Genomic DNA, 20,323 nt, shown 5'->3' with positions numbered 1-20,323 from the left:
GCGCGCCCTGTCATTCAAATACAAAAAAGCGCACGTAAACGTGCGCCTTTCTGTGTTCTACCCTTCGGGAGTTCCTGCCAGCGGCTTGCTGGGGAACGCCGTAATCAGGCGTTTACCGCGTCTTTCAGCGCCTTGCCAGCCTTGAAGCCGGGGACGTTGGAAGCGGCGATCTGGATGGTGGCGCCGGTTTGCGGGTTGCGGCCTTCACGGGCTGCACGCGGCTTGACGGCGAAGGTGCCAAAGCCAACCAGTGAAACCTGCTCGCCTTTGGCGAGGGCTTCGGTAATGCTGTCTACCACGGCATCCAGCGCACGGCCTGCAGAAGCTTTCGGCAGGTCGGCGGCGGCGGCGATGGCATCAATGAGTTCGGTCTTGTTCACACTTATCCCCTTGGAATTTATAGGTGGCGTTTTGGATGAGCCCCCGACTTGCGGGGGCGAATCAGTTGTTTGTTCGGCTGCTGCTGCGGTTGGCGGCACGACCTGGCGCGTCGCCGGAAACCCTACAGATATCGGGCTAAAAGCTACCGGGGGTAGCCGCCTGATCAGTCGGCTGACTTTATACCAGAGCTTGGAATTGGGTCAACCGGAAGCCTCGTTTTAATGCGTATTTATCCGGTTTTGCTCGCTCTGTTCGTCGTCTTTGCCCGCCGCCATCGTGCCGGCGAGGTACTCTTCGTCACTCAGGGGCTCCGGCATCTGCTCCAGCGCGATGGTCAGCACTTCATCAATCCACTTGACCGGCCGGATATCCAGGTGCGCCTTGATATTGTCAGGCACCTCTTTCAAGTCGCGCTCATTCTCTTTCGGAATGATCACGGTCTTTATGCCGCCGCGACGCGCTGCCAGCAGTTTTTCCTTCAACCCACCGATCGGTAACACTTCCCCGCGCAGGGTGATCTCTCCCGTCATGGCGACATCGGCGCGCACTGCAATACCGGTACAGACTGAGACCAGCGCCGTACACATGGCAATACCGGCGCTGGGGCCGTCCTTCGGTGTCGCCCCTTCCGGCACGTGAATATGCACATCGTGCTTCTCGTGGTAACTGGCGTTGATACCCAGCAACTGGGAGCGACTGCGCACCACGGTGGTAGCAGCCTGTATCGATTCTTGCATCACATCACCGAGGGAACCGGTTTTGACGTGGCGCCCCTTGCCGGCCACCGACACGGCTTCGATGGTCAGTAACTCACCACCGACAGACGTCCAGGCCAGGCCGGTCACCTGGCCGATCTTGTTCTCTTCCTCGGCGATGCCGTAGTTGAATTTCCGCACCCCCAGCAAATCCGCCAGCATGTCCCGTTCAACGACGGCACTGTCGCCCTGCTGCTCCAGGGCAATGGCCTTGACGATCTTGCGACAGAGCTTGGCGATCTCGCGCTCAAGGGCGCGCACGCCGGCCTCGCGGGTGTAGTAACGAATAATGTCGAGAAGGGTCGCTTCCGGCACCTCGATTTCGCCCTTCTTCAAGCCGTTCTGCTTGATTTGCTTGGGCAGCAGATAGCGCAGCGCGATATTGACCTTCTCGTCTTCGGTATAACCGGGGATACGGATGACTTCCATCCGGTCCAGTAGCGGGCCGGGGATATTCATGGTGTTGGAGGTGCAGACAAACATCACATCGGAGAGGTCGTAATCCACCTCCAGGTAATGGTCGTTGAACGCGTGGTTCTGCTCGGGGTCCAGGACTTCCAGCAACGCTGAAGCCGGGTCGCCGCGATGATCCATGCCCATCTTGTCGATTTCGTCCAGCAGGAACAGCGGATTGCGCACTCCGGCCTTGGCCATTTTCTGCAGCAGTTTGCCGGGCATGGAACCGATATAGGTGCGTCTGTGGCCGCGAATCTCGGCCTCGTCACGCACGCCACCCAGGGCCATGCGCACAAACTTGCGGTTGGTCGCGCGCGCCAGTGATTCCCCCAGAGAGGTTTTACCGACGCCGGGCGGACCGACCAGGCACAGCACCGGACCCTTGACCTTGCGCACACGCTTCTGCACCGCCAGGTATTCGAGAATGCGCTCCTTCACCTCTTCCAGGCCGTAGTGATCTGCGTTGAGAATCTCGGTCGCACCCTTGAGGTCATGCTTGACCTTGCTGCGTTTGGCCCAGGGCACCGATACCATCCAGTCGATGTAGCTGCGCACCACCGAAGCCTCCGCGGACATGGGCGACATCATCTTCAGTTTGCCCAGTTCGGTTTCGGCTTTAACCTTCGCCTCTTCCGGCATTTTCGCCGCGTCGATACGCCCCTGCAGTTCATCCAGTTCGTTGGGCGCCTCGTCCATCTCGCCCAGCTCTTTCTGGATCGCTTTCATCTGCTCGTTGAGGTAGTACTCGCGCTGGCTCTTTTCCATCTGCTTCTTGACGCGACCGCGAATGCGCTTTTCCACCTGGAACAGGTCGATCTCCGCCTCCATCAGGCCCATCAGGTGCTCGAGGCGGGTGCGGATGTTGGCCATCTCGAGGATCTTCTGCTTTTCCTCCAGATCGACGCTCATGTGGGCGGCAATGGTGTCGGCCAGTCGACCCGGCTCGTCGATGCCGGTGAGTGAGGTCAGCACCTCAGCCGGCACTTTCTTGCTCAGGTTGACATACTTCTCGAACTGGCCAACCGTCGAGCGCAGCAGGCCCTCGGCTTCGTCTTCTGGAATTTCGTCGCTCTCGATTTCGCGCACACCGGCGACAGCAAAGCGGCCATCGTCGTCCACCGCGTCGATCACCGCGCGATAGCCGCCTTCCACCAGCACCTTGATGGTGCCGTCAGGCAGCTTCAGCAACTGCAGAATGTTGGAGACAGTACCAACCTGGTAGATATCGTCGGCGCCGGGATTGTCATCGGCAGCATCGCGCTGGGCGACCAGCAGAACCTGCTTGTCGCTGGCCATGGCGTCCTCCAGGGCCTCGATGGATTTTTCCCGACCCACGAACAGAGGCAGCACCATGTGGGGGTACACCACCACATCACGCAGGGGCAGCAGGGGAAGTTCGACGACAGAAGGGGAACCCATATATATCTCCGGGTTGAGGAAGTCCGAGGCTTACAGCCTTATATGGGGGCCAATGGCCCCGCTACAAGGGGACTGCAGCAAATGCCCGGGCCCGGCGCAGGCCGGACCCGCAGGCGCTAATCGTCCTTGGACGCAGTGCGCGGGGCCGGCTCGCTGTTCTGGTAGACCAGCAGCGGCTCACTGTCGCCGCGAATCACCGATTCATCGATGACCACCTTGCTGACGTCATCGCGAGACGGGATGTTATACATCGAGTCCAGCAGCACGCCTTCGAGGATGGAGCGTAGGCCCCGGGCGCCGGTTTTGCGCTCCATGGCGCGCTCGGCAACGGCGCGCAAGCCGTCCTCGCGGAAATCCACCTCGACGCCTTCCATCTCGAACAGCTTGCCGTACTGTTTGGTGAGGGCGTTCTTGGGCTCGGTGAGAATCTTCACCAGCGCCGGCACGTCCAGCTCTTCCAGGGTGGCGATCACTGGCAGGCGCCCGACAAACTCCGGGATCAGGCCGTACTGCACCAGGTCGTCGGGCTCCAGGTCGGACAGCAGCTCGCCAACATTGCGGCTCTCGTCCTTGCTCTTCACCTCGGCGCCGAAGCCGATACCGCCCTTCTCCGAGCGATTACGGATGACCTTGTCGAGGCCGGCAAAAGCGCCGCCGCAGATGAACAGAATGTTGGAGGTATCGACCTGCAGAAACTCCTGCTGCGGGTGCTTGCGGCCGCCCTGTGGAGGCACCGATGCCACAGTGCCCTCGATCAGCTTGAGCAGTGCCTGTTGCACACCCTCACCCGAGACATCGCGGGTGATGGAGGGGTTGTCCGACTTGCGGGAAATCTTGTCGATTTCGTCGATGTAGACAATGCCCACCTGGGCCTTCTCCACATCGTAGTCGCACTTCTGCAGCAGCTTCTGGATGATGTTTTCAACGTCCTCGCCGACATAGCCCGCCTCGGTGAGGGTAGTGGCATCGGCGATCGTAAAGGGTACATCCAGCAGCCTTGCCAGTGTCTCCGCCAGCAGGGTTTTACCGCTGCCGGTGGGGCCCACCAGCAGGATATTGCTCTTGCCGAGCTCTACGTCCTCGCGGCCGCTCTGGCCGTGACGCAGGCGCTTGTAGTGGTTGTAGACAGCGACAGAGAGCACCTTTTTGGCGCGCTGCTGCCCGATAACGTATTCATCCAGGATGGCTTTGATTTCGTGGGGAACAGGCAGGCGATCCTGCTGGCTGTCGGAACCGCTCTCCTGGACTTCCTCGCGAATGATGTCGTTACACAGATCGACACATTCGTCGCAAATAAACACCGACGGTCCGGCGATCAGCTTGCGCACTTCATGCTGGCTCTTGCCACAGAAAGAGCAGTACAGCAGTTTGCCGCCATCGTCGGATTTGGTGGTTTCGTCACTCATTCAATCGACCTACATACTTCCGTTCGGGTCTTGGCGCTTGATACGCCCTAAAGATGGGGGTTTTTACCGCGCATTGCAAGCCCGGAAAAACCCCTCGCCAGGCAGGGAAATCAGGTGGCCGGCGCGCTGCGACTGCTCACAACTTCGTCGATCAGGCCGTACTCCTTGCTCTGCTGGGCATTCATAAAGCGATCGCGCTCGGTGTCGCGCTCGATGGTGGCAAGGTCCTGCCCGGTGTGTTCCGCCATCAGCTGGTTGAGGCGCTCCCGGATGATGAGGATTTCCCTGGCGTGGATGTCGATATCGGTCGCCTGGCCCTGGGCGCCACCGCTGGGCTGGTGAATCATGGTGCGGGCATTCGGCAGGCAGTACCGCTTGCCCTTGGCGCCGCCACTGAGCAGGAAGGCCCCCATGGACGCGGCCTGGCCAATGCACATGGTGCTCACATCGGGCTTGATGAACTGCATGGTGTCATAGATGGACAGACCAGCTGTGACCGAACCACCGGGCGAGTTGATATAGAGGTGAATATCCTTGTCGGGGTTTTCCGACTCAAGGAACAGCAGCTGGGCCACGATCAGGTTGGCCATATGATCCTCGACCGGCCCCACCGCAAAAATCACCCGTTCCTTGAGCAGACGGGAATAGATGTCGTAGGAACGCTCGCCCCGGGAGGTCTGTTCGACCACCATCGGAATAAGACCCAGGTTGGTGATGGTGTTCTGGTTGGTACCTTGCGGCTGGTAAGAAGGCATGAACGCGTCCCCGTCGATGGATTATGGCTGTACAGGGGCGGCCGTGGGCCGCCCCGGGGAGAGTGCGACTTCAGGCCTGGGGCTGTGCCTGCCCGATGGCCTCCTGATAGCTGCACTCCTTCTCGGTAATTTGGGCATTCTCCAGCAGTTTTTCAACCACCGCGTCCTCAAGTACCTTGGATTCCACTGAAGACAGCTGCTCCGGATTGGCGTAATACCAGTTCACCACTTCTTCGGGCTCCTGATAGGTAGAAGCCATATCCTCGATGGTGCTGCGCACCTTGTCGGCGTCTGCCTTCAGTTCAAACTTGCTGATCATTTCCGACAGGATCAGGCCCAGCTTGACCCGGCGCTCCGCGTTTTCAGTGAACATGTCGTCGGGCAACAGGGACTTCAGGTCCAGGTTCTGGCCGGCGGCGCCACCGAACTGCTGGAACATCTGGTTGCGCAGCACATTCACTTCCTGGGCGATCAGGGCCTTGGGCACTTCCAGCCCTTCGTGAGCGGCAACGACAGCGTCCATCACCTGCTGCTTGACCTTGCCTTCCACGGCGTTCTTGAGCTCGCGGCTCATGTTCTCGGCGACTTCCTTGCGGAACTGCGCTTCCCCACCCTCTTCCACACCGTAGAGCTTGAACAGGTCTTCGTTCAGTTCTGCTGGCTCCAGGGCGGTTACGCTGTTTACCTTGACCGCGAACTCGACAGCGGCGCCCTTGAGCTCTTCGCTGTGGTAGTCCTCGGGGAAGGTCAGGGACAGGGTTTTCTCATCACCGGCCTTCATGCCGACGATGCCGTCCTCGAAGCCGGGGATCATGCGACCAGAACCCAGCTCCAGGTCGGAGCCCTCTGCGCTGCCACCTTCGAAGGCCTCGCCGTCGCGGGTGCCGGCGTAGTCGATATTGACCTTGTCACCTTCCTCGGCGGCGCGCTCAACGGTATTCCAGCTGCCCTGCTGCTTGCGGAATACTTCGATAATGTTGGACACATCTTCGTCGCTGACTTCTGCCACCGGCTTTTCGATGTTGAAACCGGTCATCTCTGCCAGTTCGACTTCAGGGAACACTTCAAACGTTGCGATGTACTCCAGGTCCTTGCCGGCATCGAGATTCTTCGGTTCGATGTTGGGCTGGCCGGCGGGGCGCAGCTTTTCCTGCACCACGGCTTCCTGGAAGGACTGGCTCATAACTTCGCCCAGCACTTCCTGGCGCACACCGGCGCCAAAGCGCTGGCGCATGACTTTCATCGGTACCTTGCCAGGGCGGAAGCCCGGCAGGCGCACATTGCCGGCAGCTTTCTGCAGTCGGGAATCGACTTCGCTGTCGACCCGGGCCGCGGGTACGCCGACGGTCAGGCGACGCTCCAGCTTGGAAGTCGTTTCAATAGATACCTGCATGGTAGATCCTCACAATCCTGAATTCGTTGGGCGCGTGCGCCCCTGTAATCGAGCCGGCGATCTCCCCGGCATCATCATGCCGCTCGGCCCCGGCGGGAATAAACTGGTGCGGAAGGGGGGACTTGAACCCCCACACATTGCTGCACTAGAACCTAAATCTAGCGTGTCTACCAATTCCACCACTTCCGCGCATTGCACTGCCACCCGGGCGGCCGGCAACACGCTGGAGGCGCCTTCACAAATGCGCCCTAAGCGATTGATTATTCAATAATAAAAGGCCGGCAAAGCTGCAACTGGGGGCAGTTACAAGGGCGCAGATTCTGCCACAAAGGCGGCAGCGGTTCAACCGCCCTCAGCGCGGCCTCGCCAGCAGCATAACCAGAGGCTCCGCAGCGCCGGCCCCGGCCTGGTAAATCGCATCTCGTTGCGGCAGCAACAAGGCCTCGCCGGGCCCAAAGACGCGCTCTCCCAGATGCAGCGCGCCGCTGACCACCATCGCCAGAAGATAGCTGTCGGCAGCCTCCAGCGACATCGAGGCGCCCGCCTCCAGGGTCGCTCGCTGTACTTCAAAATCCTCGAAGTCGACAATGCGCTCAACCTGCAGCTGCGCCGCTTGCTGTAACAGCTCAAAAGGCTCCTGCGCAGGCGGTGCCAGTTGCATTACCTCGGCGGCCTCGCGGGTATCCCAGTGATCCTGGGTCAGCACCCGCTGGGCGAAGGAGAGGATTTTACGCTCGTACACCGGGGTCTGGAATTCCACGGTACGTACACCGTGCTGCAGTGAATGCGGCAGGCGCAGCGGTACCTTGATGACATCGCCCACCTGCAGGGGGCGCAGGAAGGTGAAGCGGTCCATCGCGGCGCGAAGCCGGGCTTCCTGCGCCAGTACCTCTGCGGAGGGCGACAACTCCGGCGGCAGCGCATCGATCTGCCGCCGCACCCCCTCGTAGTCCGCAACCGCCTCGAGATAGGCACCACGAAAGTCCTCGTCGCTGGGGAAGCCGGCCCGCACAGCGGGGTCAAAGCCATAGCGAATAGCGCCCACGCCGTCGGGCCAGGCCTGGCGGTCAATGTGCGTCACCACATAGACCTCCCGCTTTTGCTCGTGCAACTCAAAGTAAAGGTCGCCTCGCACTGGCTCCGGCAGCGGATCGAGTATTTTCAACAATACCAGCCCCCTGCCCGGCTCCCCCGCCGCATTGGCGGGCATTGCTGCCTGCAGCCAGGGAATTGGCAGCTCACTGCCCTCGGCAGCAAATGCACAGACACCCCGCTCCTCCACCCCGGTGAACCAGATCTCCTGCCCCCAGGGCTTGGGGATATGGCGCGGCGACAGGGTCAGCGCCTGTGTCGGATCAAATGCGGGGAGCTGGTGCCGCTCAAGCCACAGTGAGAACTGGTCCCGCACCGACAGGCCGTCAGTGGCGGCAAGGGTGGCGTCGGTCACGCTGACACGAAGCCCCTCGCCGTCTTTCAGGTAGAGTGCCGTCAGCGCCACAGGGGGCGAGCCCTGCAGCCAGTATTGAGGCAATTCGAAATCCACCAGCAGCAGTGCTGGCAGCCGCTCTGGCTGCCAGCCAGCCAGAGCCTGCTGTGGCTCTCCCTGGCAGTAATGCAGCACAGGGCTCGGGGTAATGGTGTGTCGCAAGTGTCAGTCCGTCAGGCAGGCGGGGTCGAAAGTATATTCACCGCGCAACCAGGCGGCCACCTCTGCTGCAGCAGCACCCGGAAGCCCGGCGTACTCGGCGGCCAGGCGCTGGCGCTCGCTATCGCCCAGCGCGTCCAGCCCCTGCTCCTGGAAACGCCTGCCGTCGCGCTGCAGACGCTGCCAGCAGGCACTGCCCAGTAGCGATTGCTCCCAGTCCGGCGGCAGCCTGTCGGTGCGATACAGTTCCGCCAGGCCGCGCAGGGCCGGCAGCGATAACCACGCCTGGTTCATCGGGTTGCAGAAATGTCCGCGCAGCGCAGCTCCCATGCCCGGCTCGCGTCCGGGCAGTGGCTCACTATAGAGATGCTTGCTGCGCACGGCGCCATCATTGACCGGATAGTTATCCCACAGGGTCGGAGGCCTGCGCAGAAGCTCTCCCATGTCCAGCAGCTCTTCCGCGCCGATGCGCTCTGCGCAAACACGGCTCCCGGTCCAGAAGATATCGACATCCTCACTCACCGACACGCCCAACTGCTCCCAGTAACCTGGGGGCATGGCACCAAAGTGCTTCTCCAGCACCGGATCGGTGGAATAGTAGGTCGGGCACATCAGCAATCGCATCTCCGGCAACCAGTGGCGGATGTCGGCGAGAATCTGCGCCTGCCGTTCGGCGAGGTCAGCGACATCGCCAGGCATGTCATCAAACAGCACGGCGAGCAGCGACGCATCGAGATCGGCAAGGCGCAGCACCTTGTCACGCAGCTGACGTCGCTCTGCCTCGCCGTAGTGTCGATACAGGGCAAAGGGAGACAGACCGACACCGAAATGCAGATCGCGTTGGCGGAAATGCTGCCCGAGGGCACAGAGCTGGCGCCACTCGGCTGGCGGCCAGTGATCCTGCCACTGCCTGCGCAGCCAGGGGTCGGCCTTGGGGCAGTAAAGATAGGCATTGAGCCCCATGGCGGGCATCAGTTCGGCATAGGCCCGGCGATCGGCATCCCGCCAGACACGGCCGTAAAAACCTTCAACAACACCGACAAGAAAGTTATTTTTTTCTTTTATTTCAATTTCTTGTTTTTCATTTCTAATGTTATTCATTAATAATTGACATTCCAGGAGCTTATATCGAAATATAATTTGCTGTTATTTCAATATTTCAAAATAAGCTAAAAATCGCGGGAATAGGCTGTGGAAAATTGCCGTAATTGAGCGATACTAGAAATGTGGCTGCTTATCCCCTAGTTCAAACGAGCAGTCACCGGAGCACACCCAATGCTCCTGAGGGAAGCAATTCCTTTATGTTTCACTCCTAATGGTCTTATTGGGTCCCAAACGGGACCCATTTTTTTTGCCATATAAAACGCAAAATCAACCACTTGCGAAGACTATCCAGAATTAACTGGAACAATGGCGCAGTGCTCACATTGTATGGGTCGGACGGTCAGAGTTGAGCGAACCCGCCAGATGATTTTCAATCTTGGCGTTGGCTGCCGCGTCCTGTTCTGAAAATTGCACCCCTATCCCTGCGGTGCGATTGCCCTGGGCACCCCGGGGAGTTACCCACACAACCTTACCGGCAATCGGGATCTTTTCAGGCTCGTCCATCAGGGTGAGCAACATGAATACCTCATCCCCCACCTGGTAGGACTTGTTGGTCGGCACGAACAGGCCCCCGTGGGTGAGAAAGGGCATATAGGCGGAGTACAGCACCGCCCTGTCCTTGATGGTCAGCGACAGAATTCCGTTGCGACTGTTGTGCGCCTGATCGTTCATCGACACCCCTGACTGTTCTGTTATGCCGGCATCTTAGCACCGGCGGCCGGCGCGCCCAACTGCTGCCGCAACTGCTCCAGCAGTGATTCCCTGAGCAGCGCGGCATTGGGGTTGGAGCCTCCCTCCATTGCCCGCTGGATGCGACGCAGGTCATCCAGCAAACCGAAACCTGCGCGACCCTGGTCGGCGAGCTGTCCCTTGCCAAGCTGGCGAATACGCTTCTCGACAACGTCGGTGAGCAGTTCCAGGAAGTACTCATTGGCGAGTTCCGCCAGGCTCCCTGCCGCCTCGACCGGCGTGGCGCGCCCCTCCAGCACCGCAGTCAGGGCAGCTTCCTGTGCCAAACGCGCATCGGCAGATGAATCCCGGAAATAGTCTTCCGCGCGCAGGGGTGCGCCACCCGCCAGTTCCAGCAACTCGCTGCTGACACGGCGTTCGCCGGTAAGACTGTCCAGCCAGGCGAGCGCCGGCTCGGCCGCCGGCAGCGGGAAGCGCAGTATCTGACAGCGCGAACGAATGGTCGCCGGAACCCCGTGCAGGCGCTCGCAAACCAGCAGGATATGCGTATTCGCCGAAGGCTCCTCCAGTGACTTGAGCAGAGCATTGGCGGCATTGGTATTCATGGCATTGGCCGGGGAGATCACCAGCACTTTGCGCTGGCCGAACCCCGCCGTCCAGTGAGCGAAATCAACCGCCTGACGCACCTGATCGATCTTGACCACCCGGCTTTTCTCGCCGGGCTGCAGCCAGAGGAAGTCACCGTGAGTGCCATTGCGGCTGAGTTCGCACCCCTGACACTGGCCGCAGTTGTGACCGGCGCTGGGCGCGTGGCACAGCAGCAGGCGGGCCAGTGCCAGCGCCAGCCGTGCTTTACCGGTACCAGATGAACCCGCCAGCAACAGGGCGTGGGGAAAGCGCCCCTCCTCCAGCTGCAGGCCGAGGCGCTGCCAGGCCTCGGCGTGCCAGGGCAGCGGCGCGCTAACGGCGGGCAGTCCTTCCAGGTTCATTGGTGACGCACACTCCAGCAATCGAGCAATTCAGTACTGACGGTATGCAGCTTCTCGCGCACACATTCCAGCGACTGACTGGCGTCGATAACCCGAAAGCGGCCGCTGCTCTCCCGCGCCAGCCGCAGGTAGGTCTGGCGCACCCGCTCGAAGAACTGGATCTCTTCCAGCTCGAATCGATCGAGGCTACCCCGGTTGCGGGCCCGCTCCATACCGACTTCCACGGGAGCGTCAAACAACAAGGTGAAATCCGGCCGCAAATCCCCCTGAACCAGCGTTTCCATTCGCCGTACCAGGTCCGGATCGAGGCCGCGCCCTCCGGACTGGTAGGCATAGGTAGCGTCGGTAAAGCGGTCGCACAGTACCCAGTGACCGGCGCCCAGCGCCGGCTCGATCACCTCCGCGATATGCTGGGCGCGGGCGGCAAAGATCAGCAGGAGCTCCGCGAGCGGATCGAACTTTTCCTCGCGCTGCTGCACCAACAGCTCGCGAACCTGCTCCGCCAGGGCAGTGCCCCCTGGCTCCCGGGTCAGCACCAATTCCACGCCGTGATTGCGCAGGTAGTCCTGCAGATAATCGATGTTGGTGGATTTGCCCACGCCCTCCCCGCCTTCAACGGTGATGAACAGGCCTCTGGGCTGTGGAGCGGACACTAGTGTTCCCCCGGACTGGATCGATAGTCTGAACGACGCTGCAACTGGTATTTACGCACAGCGGCTTCGTGCTCAGCAAGGCTGGCGCTGAAGACATGGCTGCCGTCACCCCGGGCAACGAAAAACAGGGCATCGCCATCGGCCGGGTTGAGGGCCGCCTGTATTGCCGCCCGCCCGGGCAGGGCAATCGGTGTTGGCGGCAGGCCCGTATGGCGATAGGTGTTGTAAAGGTTGGCGTCATCCCGCAGGTGCGAACGCCGCAGGTTGCCGTCGAAGGCGTCACCAATACCGTAAATGACGGTCGGATCGGTCTGCAGGCGCATCTGCCGCTGCAAACGGCGCACGAAAACGCCGGCGATCTCGGCCCGCTCGGCGGCCACACCGGTTTCGCGCTCGATGATGGAGGCGAGAATGAGTGCTTCGTAGGCATTCTGCAGGGGGCTGTCGGCACTGCGCCCGGCCCACTCCTCGGCCAGTGCCTGTTCCATTGCCGCAAAGGCGCGCTGCAGAATCTGCCAGTCGCTATCGCCGCGGGCGAAGCGGTAGGTTTCGGGGAGAAACAGGCCCTCGGGGCCGGGGTAGTCCGCTGTCAGCGTGATAATGCGCTCGTCGTCCACCCCGCTCAACTGCTGCTCCAGCACCGGGTCGCTGGCCAGCACTGCAAGGGCCTGGGACAGGGTTAGCCCCTCCGGCAGCGTCACCTGATAGTAAATGACCTCCCCCCGGGCCAGCAGCTCCAGCAAACCGCTGGCGGTGGTACCCGGTTCGAGCCGGTATTCACCATGCTTGAGCAGGGAGTCAACGCCGGTATAGCGCCCGTAGGCGATCAGCAACCACGGCTGAGCGGTAACGCCGGCCCGCTCCAGGCGTTCTGCAATACGGCGCAGGGAATCGCCGCGTTGCACCTCGAACACCATGCCTGTCGCTGGTATGGCGAGCGGTTGCTGCCAGCGGCGCTGGATTTCCAGTGCCGCCAAACCGCTCGCAATCAGGAGCAGCAGGCATAGCGCCAGCAGAGTACGCTTCACGCCTGCACCATCCCGTCCATTTCCTGTCGCGCCACATCGAGCAATGCGCGGGTCACCGGGAAGTCTGACCAGCGCCGCTTGCGGCAGACGCCGACCGCGCGCAGCCCCTGGAGGCTGTTACAGATAAAGACTTCATCCGCCTGCTGCACCACTTCCCCGTCAATGGCGCACTCCTCCACCGCCAGCCCCAGCGCCGGCGCCCAGCGCTCAATCACGGCCCGCCGTCGCGTGCCCGCGACACCACAGCCATCCAGCGCCGGTGTCAGCAGGTCGCCGCCGCGGACAAGAAACAGGTTGCCGGCAACGGCGGACACTACTCGCCCGCTTTCGTCCAGCATCAGTGCTTCACCCCAACCCTCGCGGGCACACTCTGCCGCGGCCAACACCTGTTCGAGCCGATTGAGGTGTTTGATACCCGCCAGTTGTGGTTGCCTGCCCAGCCTGACAGAGGAATAGTCAATCGCGAGCGGCTCGCGCCAGGCATACGGGTCGTGTTGCAGTGGTGAAAGCTGGACAATGACCCGCGCCGAAGGCGCCGGGGGTGGCGCGTAGCCACGCGGGCCAGTGCCCCGAGTCACGGTGACGCGCAGCGCCGCGTACCCCGCAGGGGACTCCCCTGCCGCCTGCTCGACGGTTGCCGCCAGGAGCGGCCGCGTCGCCGCTATGCCCAGGCGTTCGAGTCCGCTCTGCAGACGCTCTTCGTGGTATGCCAGCAGCATGGCCGCGCCGTTGACCAGCAGCAGGGTTTCGAATACCCCGTCGCCAAACGCCAGGCCGCGATCCGGAAGTGGAAGCTGCGAACTGCGCTCGCCGTCTACCCAGCAGGGATCTGCCGTCACCGCCACGAATCAGTCGAGACGGCGGAAAATCAGGGAGCCGTTGGTGCCACCGAATCCGAAGGAGTTGGACAGCACATTACGAATTTCCCGCTGCTGCGCCGTGTGAGGAACATAGTTCAGATCACACCCCTCGTCGGGGTTGTCGAGATTGATGGTCGGTGGAGCCACCTGGTCGCGAATGGCAAGCACCGAGAAAATCGCCTCCACCGCGCCAGCCGCACCCAACAGGTGACCAATCATCGACTTGGTCGAACTCACCGCGACCTGCGCAGCCGCGTTGCCCATCACGCTTTTGACAGCGCAGGTTTCCGCCAAATCGCCGGCGTTGGTGGAAGTGCCGTGGGCGTTGATGTAGTGAAGCTCACTGACATCCAGCCCGGCATCGTTGATTGCATTGCGCATGGAGGCCGCCGCGCCGCGCCCGTCTTCCGGTGGCGAGGTCATGTGGAAGGCGTCACCACTCATGCCGAAGCCGGTAATTTCCGCATAGATTTTCGCACCGCGAGCCCTGGCAGATTCGTACTCTTCCAGCATCATCACACCGGCGCCGTCACCGAGGACAAAGCCATCGCGATCTTTATCCCACGGCCGCGATGCGGCAGCGGGGTCATCATTGCGGGTAGACAGCGCGCGCGCTGCCGCAAAGCCGCCGAGGCCGACCGGCGTCGTCGCCATTTCCGCCCCGCCCACCAGCATGGCATCGGCGTCGCCGCTGGCGATCAGCCGCGCGCCGAGACCGATGTTATGTGTGCCGCTGGTGCACGCCGTCACCATAGCGAGGTTGGGGCCCTGCAGGTTGTATTTGACCGAGAGGTTGCCGGCGATCATGTTGATGATGGAACCCGGCACAAAGAAGGGGGAAATCTTGCGTGGCCCGGCGGTGCGCACGATTTCCGTGTTCTTTTCAATCTGGCCGATACCGCCGATGCCGGAGCCAATGGCACATCCCACACGCCCGGCGTTGGCTTCTGTCACTTCCAGGCCGGCATCCTCAAAAGCCTGAATGCCCGCCACCATGCCGTACTGCACGAAGACATCCATCTTGCGCGCGTCTTTGGCAGGTATGTAGGGATCTGAATCGAAGTTTTTTACGCTGGCGCTGAAGCGGGTGCTATAGGCGGAAACATCGAAAAGCTCGATGGGGGCCGCGCCGCTTTTGCCCGCAAGAATGTTTTCCCAGGTCTCTGCTACGGTGAGACCGACCGGGCTAACCATGCCGAGACCGGTTACAACAACTCTTCTGCCTTTCACAGCGTAAACTCCTTAACCGCGGGAAATTAGGGGGAAACCAGAAAGAGAAAAAGCCGTTCTATGTTAAATAGAAACGGCTTTTCGGTACAGTGAGGAAAAATCAGGCGAGATTGTCGTTGATGTAATCGATCGCCAGTTTCACTGTGGTGATTTTCTCGGCTTCTTCATCCGGAATTTCGGTTTCGAATTCCTCTTCCAGCGCCATAACCAGTTCAACGGTATCGAGGGAGTCAGCGCCCAGGTCCTCAACAAAGGAGGCCTCGGTCTGTACTTCTTCTTCTTTCACGCCAAGTTGCTCTGCAACGATCTTCTTAACGCGTTCTTCAATGCTGCTCATGATATCGGGTCACTCCTGAGTTTAGTGCTGAATCAAACCATCGAACCGGCCTGAAGCGAGGATTTTACTCTGTTTTTCCAGCCGGTAAGAAGTTTTTTTTGACGCACGGCACCGTGGCGCCGAACGAATAGTAGGCCGCGGGGCCAATTGTACAAAGGTTGTCTGGCTCATGCCATATACATGCCGCCGTTGATGTGCAGAGTCTCACCGGTGATGTACCCGGCGACGTCGCTGCACAGGAAAGCGACAAGCGCTGCAATTTCCTCGGGCTGCCCGAGGCGACCCAGGGGAATTTGCCCCAGCATCAGGTCACGCTGGGCATCCGACAGTTCCCGCGTCATATCGGTGTCGATAAAACCGGGCGCAACACTGTTCACTGTCACCGAGCGCGAACCCAGCTCGCGGGCCAGTGCACGGGAAAAGCCCTCGGCCCCGGCCTTGGTGGCAGCATAGTTGCTCTGGCCTATATTGCCCATTGAGCCCACCACAGATGTAATGTTCACTATGCGACCCCAGCGCGCCTTCGTCATACCGCGCAGGCAAGCTTTGCTGACGCGATAGAGGGCATTCAGGTTGGTGTTGATGACATCGCTCCACTCATCTGCCTTCATGCGCATCAGGATATTGTCGCGGGTGATGCCGGCGTTATTTACCAGCACCAGCGGCGCGCCGAACTGCTCCGCAATGCTCTTCAGCACGACATCCACGCTGTCGTCGCTGGCGACATCCAGCGCCATGCCACAGCCGGCATTGCCCGCCGCCTGCAAATACGCCGAAATCGCCTCGGCACCCGATTCACTGGTCGCTGTTCCAACCACGGTGAAACCGTCCGCAGCCAGCTTCTCGGCAATGGCGCGACCAATGCCGCGGCTGGCGCCGGTGACCAGCGCAACTTTCTGTTCAGACATGATCTTTTCCCCTGTTCGTTGTTCTGGTGATAAAGGTCAGGCCGCGCCGGCCAGCGCAGACAGCGCTTCCTGCAGGCCTTCCGGCTCTTCCAGCGAGTGGCTGGACAGCGATTTGTCGATGCGGCGATTCAGGCCGCCGAGCACCTTGCCGGGGCCGCACTCAACCACGTCGCTGACGCCGCGCTCAACCATCGCCTGTACGCAGCCCGTCCACTGAACGGGGCTGTAGATCTGCTGCACCAGCAATTCACGGATACGCTCCGGGTCTGACTCCGCCTGGCAGTGTACGTTATGGATGACCGGAATTGCCGGGGAGTTGATAGCGACGGTGGCCATCGCCTCGGCCAGGCGTTCGCCCGCGGGTCTCATCAGTACCGTATGGAAAGGCGCGCTGACTGGCAGCGGCATGGCGCGTTTTGCGCCGGCGTCCTTTAATGCCGCAATCGCCGCGTCGACGGCACCTGTATGGCCGGCAATCACTACCTGGCCGGGGGAGTTGAAGTTCACCGCGGCGACCTCGCCTGCGCTGCCACCGGCCACACCGGCACAGATATCGACGATGACCTGGTCATCGACACCGATAATCGCCGCCATGGCGCCCTCACCCACCGGCACCGCCGTCTGCATAAATTCGCCGCGCTGGCGCACCAGGCGCACTGCATCGGCAAAATCCAGAGCGCCGGCGCAAACCAGGGCGCTGAACTCACCGAGACTGTGCCCGGCCATCACCAACGGGCTGTCACCGCCCTGCTCCTGCCAGGCGCGCCACAGGGCGACGCTGGAGGTCAGCAGGACCGGCTGGGTGGTTGCGGTCAGGTTGAGGGCTTCCTGTTCGCCATTCTGGATCAGGTCCCACATATCGTATCCGAGGGCCTCAGAGGCGGCGCTGAAGGTATCGCGTACGGCCGCATAGGCCTCGTAGGCGGCAGCCAGCATGCCCACTTTCTGGGAGCCCTGGCCGGGAAAAACAAAGGCAGTATGTGCGAGTGCCATGATATGGATCCTTAACGGTAGCTTTGCCCGACGCCTGCAAAAACGACGCGCAGCACTGCGCTGCAGCAGCCTTCGAGCAAGGCGACAGCGGGCGGAAGGAGTATCGAAAGAGGGAATGTTGACAGCGCTTGCTGCGCCGGAGGGGAAAAACTGCGGGGGCCTGGGCCCCCGCGGGTCTGGCAAACGGCGTGCAATGCCGTTCGACGCAAACCGGATCGTCCTGGGACGGCTGGCTAAGCCGGAAGCTTAGTCGTCAGAGCCGGTGTCGACGACTTTCTTGCCGCGGTAAAAACCATCGGCGCTCACGTGGTGGCGACGGTGGGTTTCACCTGAGGTCTGGTCCACACTCAGAGTGGAACCATTGAGGGAATCGTGCGAACGACGCATGCCGCGACGCGAACGGGTTTTCTTGTTCTGCTGAACAGCCATGACTTACTCCTAGTGTTTCTCGCCGGGCTTCAATTGCGCCAGCACTTCAAAAGGGTTGGGCTTTTCCTCGCGCTGCTCCTGTTCGGGCTCGGAGGCGGCCAGACCCACCAATTCTTCATTGCAGTCTGCCTGTTCGTGGTAGCTGTAGGGAGGCAGGCTGAGCATCAGCTCGTCCTCCACCAGTTCCCGCAACACGCAGGGCTCCTCGGTCAGGATCAGCGGATCCAGGTGCTTCGGAAGGTGCCTGGCCTGCTCGTCGGTCCACACGATGGCCAGCGTATTGCTGGACTGCACGGTGGTCGTCGTCGGCTCGAGGCATCGCTGGCAGGTAACCGACACGGTAGCATCAACGTCCACGGTTACCAGGTAGCGACCTTCTTCGTCCCGGGAGAACGCCAAATGCGCCTGAATATCACCATCTTCCGAGGCCAGAAGGCCACGGAAACGCTGTAATTCAAGCGGTTTTAGCGCCCCACTGACACTCACGCCGCGCGCGGCTGCCTTACGGACATCCAGCGTCGTCGGGAGGGGCTCGGTCAACATAGGCGCGCATCATAGGGGCGGAATAGGCCCTTGTCAAAAAAATCTTTAAAATACAGGAGCTTCGGAATTTATTCACAACTTGCCGCCAGTCACGGGATTTTGCCATGAACCTGATTCTCGCCTCCACCTCCGTCTATCGCCAGCGCCTGCTGGAACGCCTGCAACTGCCGTTTACCTGTATCGCCCCGGAAACCGATGAAACCCACCTGCCCGGCGAGGCCCCGCCCCCCCTGGCAGCGCGCCTGGCCCGGGCCAAGGCGGCCGCGGTGGCCGCGCGGCACCCGGAGGCACTGGTGATCGGCAGTGACCAGGTCGCCTCGCTCGACGGCTCCCTGCTCGGCAAGCCCGGCAGCCATCGGCAGGCTGTCGCCCAGCTGGAGGCCTGCAGCGGCAAAACCCTGCACTTCTATACCGCTGTCAGTCTGCTCGGGCCGGGCATCGACAAGACCCACACCGAACCCTTCACCGTCGACTTCCGGCCGCTGGGTAATGAAGAGATAGAGATCTACCTGCGCCGGGATACACCCTACGACTGCGCCGGCAGTTTCAAATGGGAGAGCCTGGGCATCGCACTGTTCGAGCGCCTGCACGGCAATGACCCTACCAGCCTGGAGGGTCTGCCGCTCATCGCGCTCACCCGCCTGCTGGCGGAAAGCGGTCACCCGGTGCTGGCAAGGGCCTCTTCCAGCAGCGGCCGCAACTCGGAGAGCTGATCCACCACCGCGAGGGGCCCGTGCTGCCGCAGGCGCTTTGCGCTGTGCACCCCGAAACTGACGCCAATTGAGGCCATGCCGGCGTTCCGAGCCATGGCCAGGTCGTACTCACTGTCGCCGATCATGACGGCCTGGCCGGCAGTTCGGCGTCGCTCCTGCAGGATCTGCTGCAGCATCAGCGGGTCGGGCTTGGATGCAGTTTCATCGGCGCAGCGGGTGGCCTCGAAAAATCCGCTCATACCCGCCCCCGCCAACACGCGGTTCAGGCCGCGACGGCTCTTGCCTGTGGCCACCGCCAGTTCGAAGCCGGCGGCGTGCAGGTCGTCCAGCATCTCCCGCGCGCCGGCAAACATAGGCACCGGCCCGCTGGTGGCCGCCACGTACTGGCGGGAGTAGGCCTCGGCCAGGGCGATGCGCTCACCCTCGGCACTGCCGGGAAACAACTGCGCCAGCGCCTGGGGCAACCCGAGGCCGACTATATCGCGCACTGCCGCCACCTCTGGCGGCGCCACGGAGAGCTCCTCCGCCGCGGCCCGCATGGCCAGCACAATGCCGTCGACGGAATCGCACAGCGTCCCGTCCCAATCAAATATCACTATCATTACAAAGGCTTACGAAGCTTTTCCAGAATTGATTCGAGCTCGGGGTCGAGTGCGGCCTGCACCTCGATGCGCCCCTGGTCGGGAAGCGTAAAGCGCAGCGAGCGCGCGTGCAGGAACAGGCGCCGCAGGCCCAGCTCGGCGGCCAACGCCTCACTTTTCGGATCGCTGTACTTCGGATCCCCCAGCAGGGGGCAACCGGCGTGTTGCGCGTGCACCCGAATCTGGTGAGTGCGGCCTGTCACTGGCTTGGCCTCGACCAGGGTTGCACGGGGGAAGCGCTCCACCGCGCTGAATCCGGTCACCGAGGGCTTACCCTCTTTGCTGACTCTCACCATGCGCTCACCGGACTGCACCACATTCTTCTCCAGCGGCGCCTCCACCACCGACAGCCGCCGGGGCCACTTGCCCGACACCAGCGCCAGATAGCGTTTGTCGACCTTGTCGGTGCGCAGCAGCTTGTGCAGCTCCCGCAGCACCGCGGGCTTGCGCGCCACCATGACCAGGCCGGAGGTATCGCGGTCGAGGCGATGCACCAGTTCCAGTCGGCGGTCATCCGGGCGCATCTGCCGCAGGCATTCGATCAGGCCATAGTTGAGTCCCGAACCACCGTGCACCGCCAGACCGGAGGGCTTGTCGATAATCAGCAGGCTCTCATCTTCATACACCACGCGCCGGGCGAGCTCTTCCGTCCAGTAGCCAGGCACCGTGGCCGGGGCGCCCTGTTCCGCAGTACGAATCGGCGGCACCCGCAGCACATCTCCTGCCTGCAGGCGGTACTCGGCCTTTACTCTTCCTTTATTGACCCGGAACTCACCTTTGCGCAAACCCCGGTAGATGCGCGTTTTTGGCACCCCTTTGAGGATTCTCAGCAGGAAGTTGTCCAGGCGCTGCCCTACGTCATCCGTATCGATTGTCAAAAATTGCACGCCGGAACCGGCGAGGGACTGTTCCGTAGAAGCCATAGTCAAGAATCTGTTGATAATTGAAGCACTTAGTGTTTGCTGCTATAGTCGCGCCGGTGTGGCCGCCGGCGT

The 20,323-nt window shown here is 61.6% G+C and carries 21 protein-coding genes and 1 tRNA gene; 1 reads left to right on the top strand and 21 read right to left on the bottom strand.

The genetic code is table 11. The features are described from left to right. Positions 1 to 104: 104 nt before the first annotated feature. The 19 genes from FVW59_RS13090 to FVW59_RS13000 form a co-directional block, all read right to left on the bottom strand. On the bottom strand, positions 105 to 380 hold the full coding sequence (locus FVW59_RS13090) for an HU family DNA-binding protein (RefSeq protein WP_116364149.1): 276 nt from the start codon (positions 378 to 380) through the stop codon (positions 105 to 107). A gap of 219 nt (positions 381 to 599) precedes the next feature. Then, the gene (gene lon / locus FVW59_RS13085) at positions 600 to 3,011 is read right to left on the bottom strand and encodes an endopeptidase La (protein WP_148064786.1); all 2,412 of its coding nucleotides are present in this window, start codon (positions 3,009 to 3,011) and stop codon (positions 600 to 602) included. A gap of 116 nt (positions 3,012 to 3,127) precedes the next feature. Further along, positions 3,128 to 4,417: an ATP-dependent Clp protease ATP-binding subunit ClpX gene (clpX, locus tag FVW59_RS13080; protein ID WP_148064785.1), complete on the bottom strand. Its 1,290-nt coding sequence runs from the start codon at positions 4,415 to 4,417 to the stop codon at positions 3,128 to 3,130. A gap of 110 nt (positions 4,418 to 4,527) precedes the next feature. Then, entirely contained in the window at positions 4,528 to 5,172 is a 645-nt protein-coding gene (gene clpP, locus FVW59_RS13075) for an ATP-dependent Clp endopeptidase proteolytic subunit ClpP (RefSeq protein ID WP_148064784.1), read from the bottom strand. Between the two features lie 70 nt (positions 5,173 to 5,242). Then, positions 5,243 to 6,565: a trigger factor gene (tig, locus tag FVW59_RS13070; RefSeq protein WP_148064783.1), complete on the bottom strand. Its 1,323-nt coding sequence runs from the start codon at positions 6,563 to 6,565 to the stop codon at positions 5,243 to 5,245. Between the two features lie 104 nt (positions 6,566 to 6,669). Continuing rightward, positions 6,670 to 6,754, bottom strand: a tRNA-Leu gene (locus FVW59_RS13065). 163 nt (positions 6,755 to 6,917) lie between these two features. Further along, a complete protein-coding gene (locus FVW59_RS13060) occupies positions 6,918 to 8,213 on the bottom strand; it encodes a hypothetical protein (RefSeq protein ID WP_148064782.1) in 1,296 nt (431 codons plus the stop codon). Positions 8,214 to 8,216: 3 nt separating this feature from the next. Further along, positions 8,217 to 9,311, bottom strand: coding sequence for a beta-N-acetylglucosaminidase domain-containing protein (locus FVW59_RS13055; protein ID WP_148064781.1), 1,095 nt, complete (start codon positions 9,309 to 9,311; stop codon positions 8,217 to 8,219). A 321-nt stretch (positions 9,312 to 9,632) separates the two neighbouring features. After that, positions 9,633 to 9,986: a PilZ domain-containing protein gene (locus FVW59_RS13050; protein ID WP_148064780.1), complete on the bottom strand. Its 354-nt coding sequence runs from the start codon at positions 9,984 to 9,986 to the stop codon at positions 9,633 to 9,635. A gap of 20 nt (positions 9,987 to 10,006) precedes the next feature. Beyond that, positions 10,007 to 10,993, bottom strand: coding sequence for a DNA polymerase III subunit delta' (gene holB / locus FVW59_RS13045; RefSeq protein WP_148064779.1), 987 nt, complete (start codon positions 10,991 to 10,993; stop codon positions 10,007 to 10,009). Beyond that, entirely contained in the window at positions 10,990 to 11,646 is a 657-nt protein-coding gene (gene tmk / locus FVW59_RS13040) for a dTMP kinase (RefSeq protein ID WP_246139731.1), read from the bottom strand. The genes holB and tmk overlap by 4 nt, the downstream gene beginning before the upstream one ends. Continuing rightward, positions 11,646 to 12,674, bottom strand: coding sequence for an endolytic transglycosylase MltG (gene mltG, locus FVW59_RS13035; RefSeq protein WP_148064778.1), 1,029 nt, complete (start codon positions 12,672 to 12,674; stop codon positions 11,646 to 11,648). Before mltG ends, tmk begins: the two co-directional genes overlap by 1 nt. After that, positions 12,671 to 13,513, bottom strand: a complete 843-nt coding sequence (gene pabC / locus FVW59_RS13030) for an aminodeoxychorismate lyase (protein WP_187275879.1) — start codon at positions 13,511 to 13,513, stop codon at positions 12,671 to 12,673. Before pabC ends, mltG begins: the two co-directional genes overlap by 4 nt. Positions 13,514 to 13,522: 9 nt before the next feature. After that, positions 13,523 to 14,764 (bottom strand): beta-ketoacyl-ACP synthase II, encoded by a 1,242-nt coding sequence (fabF, locus tag FVW59_RS13025; RefSeq protein WP_148064776.1) that lies wholly within the window; start codon positions 14,762 to 14,764, stop codon positions 13,523 to 13,525. 100 nt (positions 14,765 to 14,864) lie between these two features. Next, the gene (gene acpP / locus FVW59_RS13020) at positions 14,865 to 15,101 is read right to left on the bottom strand and encodes an acyl carrier protein (protein WP_116364162.1); all 237 of its coding nucleotides are present in this window, start codon (positions 15,099 to 15,101) and stop codon (positions 14,865 to 14,867) included. Positions 15,102 to 15,268: 167 nt separating this feature from the next. Continuing rightward, the gene (gene fabG, locus FVW59_RS13015) at positions 15,269 to 16,009 is read right to left on the bottom strand and encodes a 3-oxoacyl-ACP reductase FabG (RefSeq protein WP_148064775.1); all 741 of its coding nucleotides are present in this window, start codon (positions 16,007 to 16,009) and stop codon (positions 15,269 to 15,271) included. Between the two features lie 36 nt (positions 16,010 to 16,045). Further along, positions 16,046 to 17,002, bottom strand: coding sequence for an ACP S-malonyltransferase (gene fabD / locus FVW59_RS13010; RefSeq protein WP_148064774.1), 957 nt, complete (start codon positions 17,000 to 17,002; stop codon positions 16,046 to 16,048). 246 nt (positions 17,003 to 17,248) lie between these two features. Beyond that, entirely contained in the window at positions 17,249 to 17,431 is a 183-nt protein-coding gene (gene rpmF, locus FVW59_RS13005; protein ID WP_148064773.1) for a 50S ribosomal protein L32, read from the bottom strand. A gap of 9 nt (positions 17,432 to 17,440) precedes the next feature. Beyond that, the gene (locus FVW59_RS13000; RefSeq protein WP_187275878.1) at positions 17,441 to 17,830 is read right to left on the bottom strand and encodes a YceD family protein; all 390 of its coding nucleotides are present in this window, start codon (positions 17,828 to 17,830) and stop codon (positions 17,441 to 17,443) included. Between the two features lie 248 nt (positions 17,831 to 18,078). On the opposite strand from FVW59_RS13000, the gene FVW59_RS12995 reads away from it, so the two are divergent. Further along, positions 18,079 to 18,687, top strand: coding sequence for a Maf family protein (locus tag FVW59_RS12995; RefSeq protein WP_148064771.1), 609 nt, complete (start codon positions 18,079 to 18,081; stop codon positions 18,685 to 18,687). Here the strand turns inward: FVW59_RS12995 and FVW59_RS12990 are convergent. Both FVW59_RS12990 and rluC read right to left on the bottom strand, forming a co-directional pair. After that, a complete protein-coding gene (locus FVW59_RS12990; RefSeq protein WP_148064770.1) occupies positions 18,633 to 19,289 on the bottom strand; it encodes an HAD family hydrolase in 657 nt (218 codons plus the stop codon). The genes FVW59_RS12995 and FVW59_RS12990 overlap by 55 nt on opposite strands. Next, positions 19,289 to 20,215: a 23S rRNA pseudouridine(955/2504/2580) synthase RluC gene (rluC, locus tag FVW59_RS12985; RefSeq protein WP_342779702.1), complete on the bottom strand. Its 927-nt coding sequence runs from the start codon at positions 20,213 to 20,215 to the stop codon at positions 19,289 to 19,291. Before rluC ends, FVW59_RS12990 begins: the two co-directional genes overlap by 1 nt. Positions 20,216 to 20,323 lie beyond the last annotated feature (108 nt).

This window comes from Parahaliea aestuarii, assembly GCF_008064635.1.
GTDB classification, from domain to species: Bacteria; Pseudomonadota; Gammaproteobacteria; order Pseudomonadales; family Halieaceae; genus Parahaliea; species Parahaliea aestuarii.
This window is presented reverse-complemented; position numbering and strand designations above follow the sequence as displayed.

What these genes read in the sequence shown, in the direction of transcription:
- FVW59_RS13050 (WP_148064780.1), bottom strand. Translation starts at nt 9,986, where the DNA reads ATGAACGATCAGGCGCACAACAGTCGCAACGGAATTCTGTCGCTGACC.
- clpX (WP_148064785.1), bottom strand. Translation starts at nt 4,417, where the DNA reads ATGAGTGACGAAACCACCAAATCCGACGATGGCGGCAAACTGCTGTAC.
- tig (WP_148064783.1), bottom strand. Translation starts at nt 6,565, where the DNA reads ATGCAGGTATCTATTGAAACGACTTCCAAGCTGGAGCGTCGCCTGACC.
- holB (WP_148064779.1), bottom strand. Translation starts at nt 10,993, where the DNA reads ATGAACCTGGAAGGACTGCCCGCCGTTAGCGCGCCGCTGCCCTGGCAC.
- FVW59_RS12990 (WP_148064770.1), bottom strand. Translation starts at nt 19,289, where the DNA reads ATGATAGTGATATTTGATTGGGACGGGACGCTGTGCGATTCCGTCGAC.
- acpP (WP_116364162.1), bottom strand. Translation starts at nt 15,101, where the DNA reads ATGAGCAGCATTGAAGAACGCGTTAAGAAGATCGTTGCAGAGCAACTT.
- fabG (WP_148064775.1), bottom strand. Translation starts at nt 16,009, where the DNA reads ATGTCTGAACAGAAAGTTGCGCTGGTCACCGGCGCCAGCCGCGGCATT.
- clpP (WP_148064784.1), bottom strand. Translation starts at nt 5,172, where the DNA reads ATGCCTTCTTACCAGCCGCAAGGTACCAACCAGAACACCATCACCAAC.
- FVW59_RS12995 (WP_148064771.1), top strand. Translation starts at nt 18,079, where the DNA reads ATGAACCTGATTCTCGCCTCCACCTCCGTCTATCGCCAGCGCCTGCTG.
- rpmF (WP_148064773.1), bottom strand. Translation starts at nt 17,431, where the DNA reads ATGGCTGTTCAGCAGAACAAGAAAACCCGTTCGCGTCGCGGCATGCGT.
- fabD (WP_148064774.1), bottom strand. Translation starts at nt 17,002, where the DNA reads ATGGCACTCGCACATACTGCCTTTGTTTTTCCCGGCCAGGGCTCCCAG.
- FVW59_RS13055 (WP_148064781.1), bottom strand. Translation starts at nt 9,311, where the DNA reads ATGAATAACATTAGAAATGAAAAACAAGAAATTGAAATAAAAGAAAAA.
- lon (WP_148064786.1), bottom strand. Translation starts at nt 3,011, where the DNA reads ATGGGTTCCCCTTCTGTCGTCGAACTTCCCCTGCTGCCCCTGCGTGAT.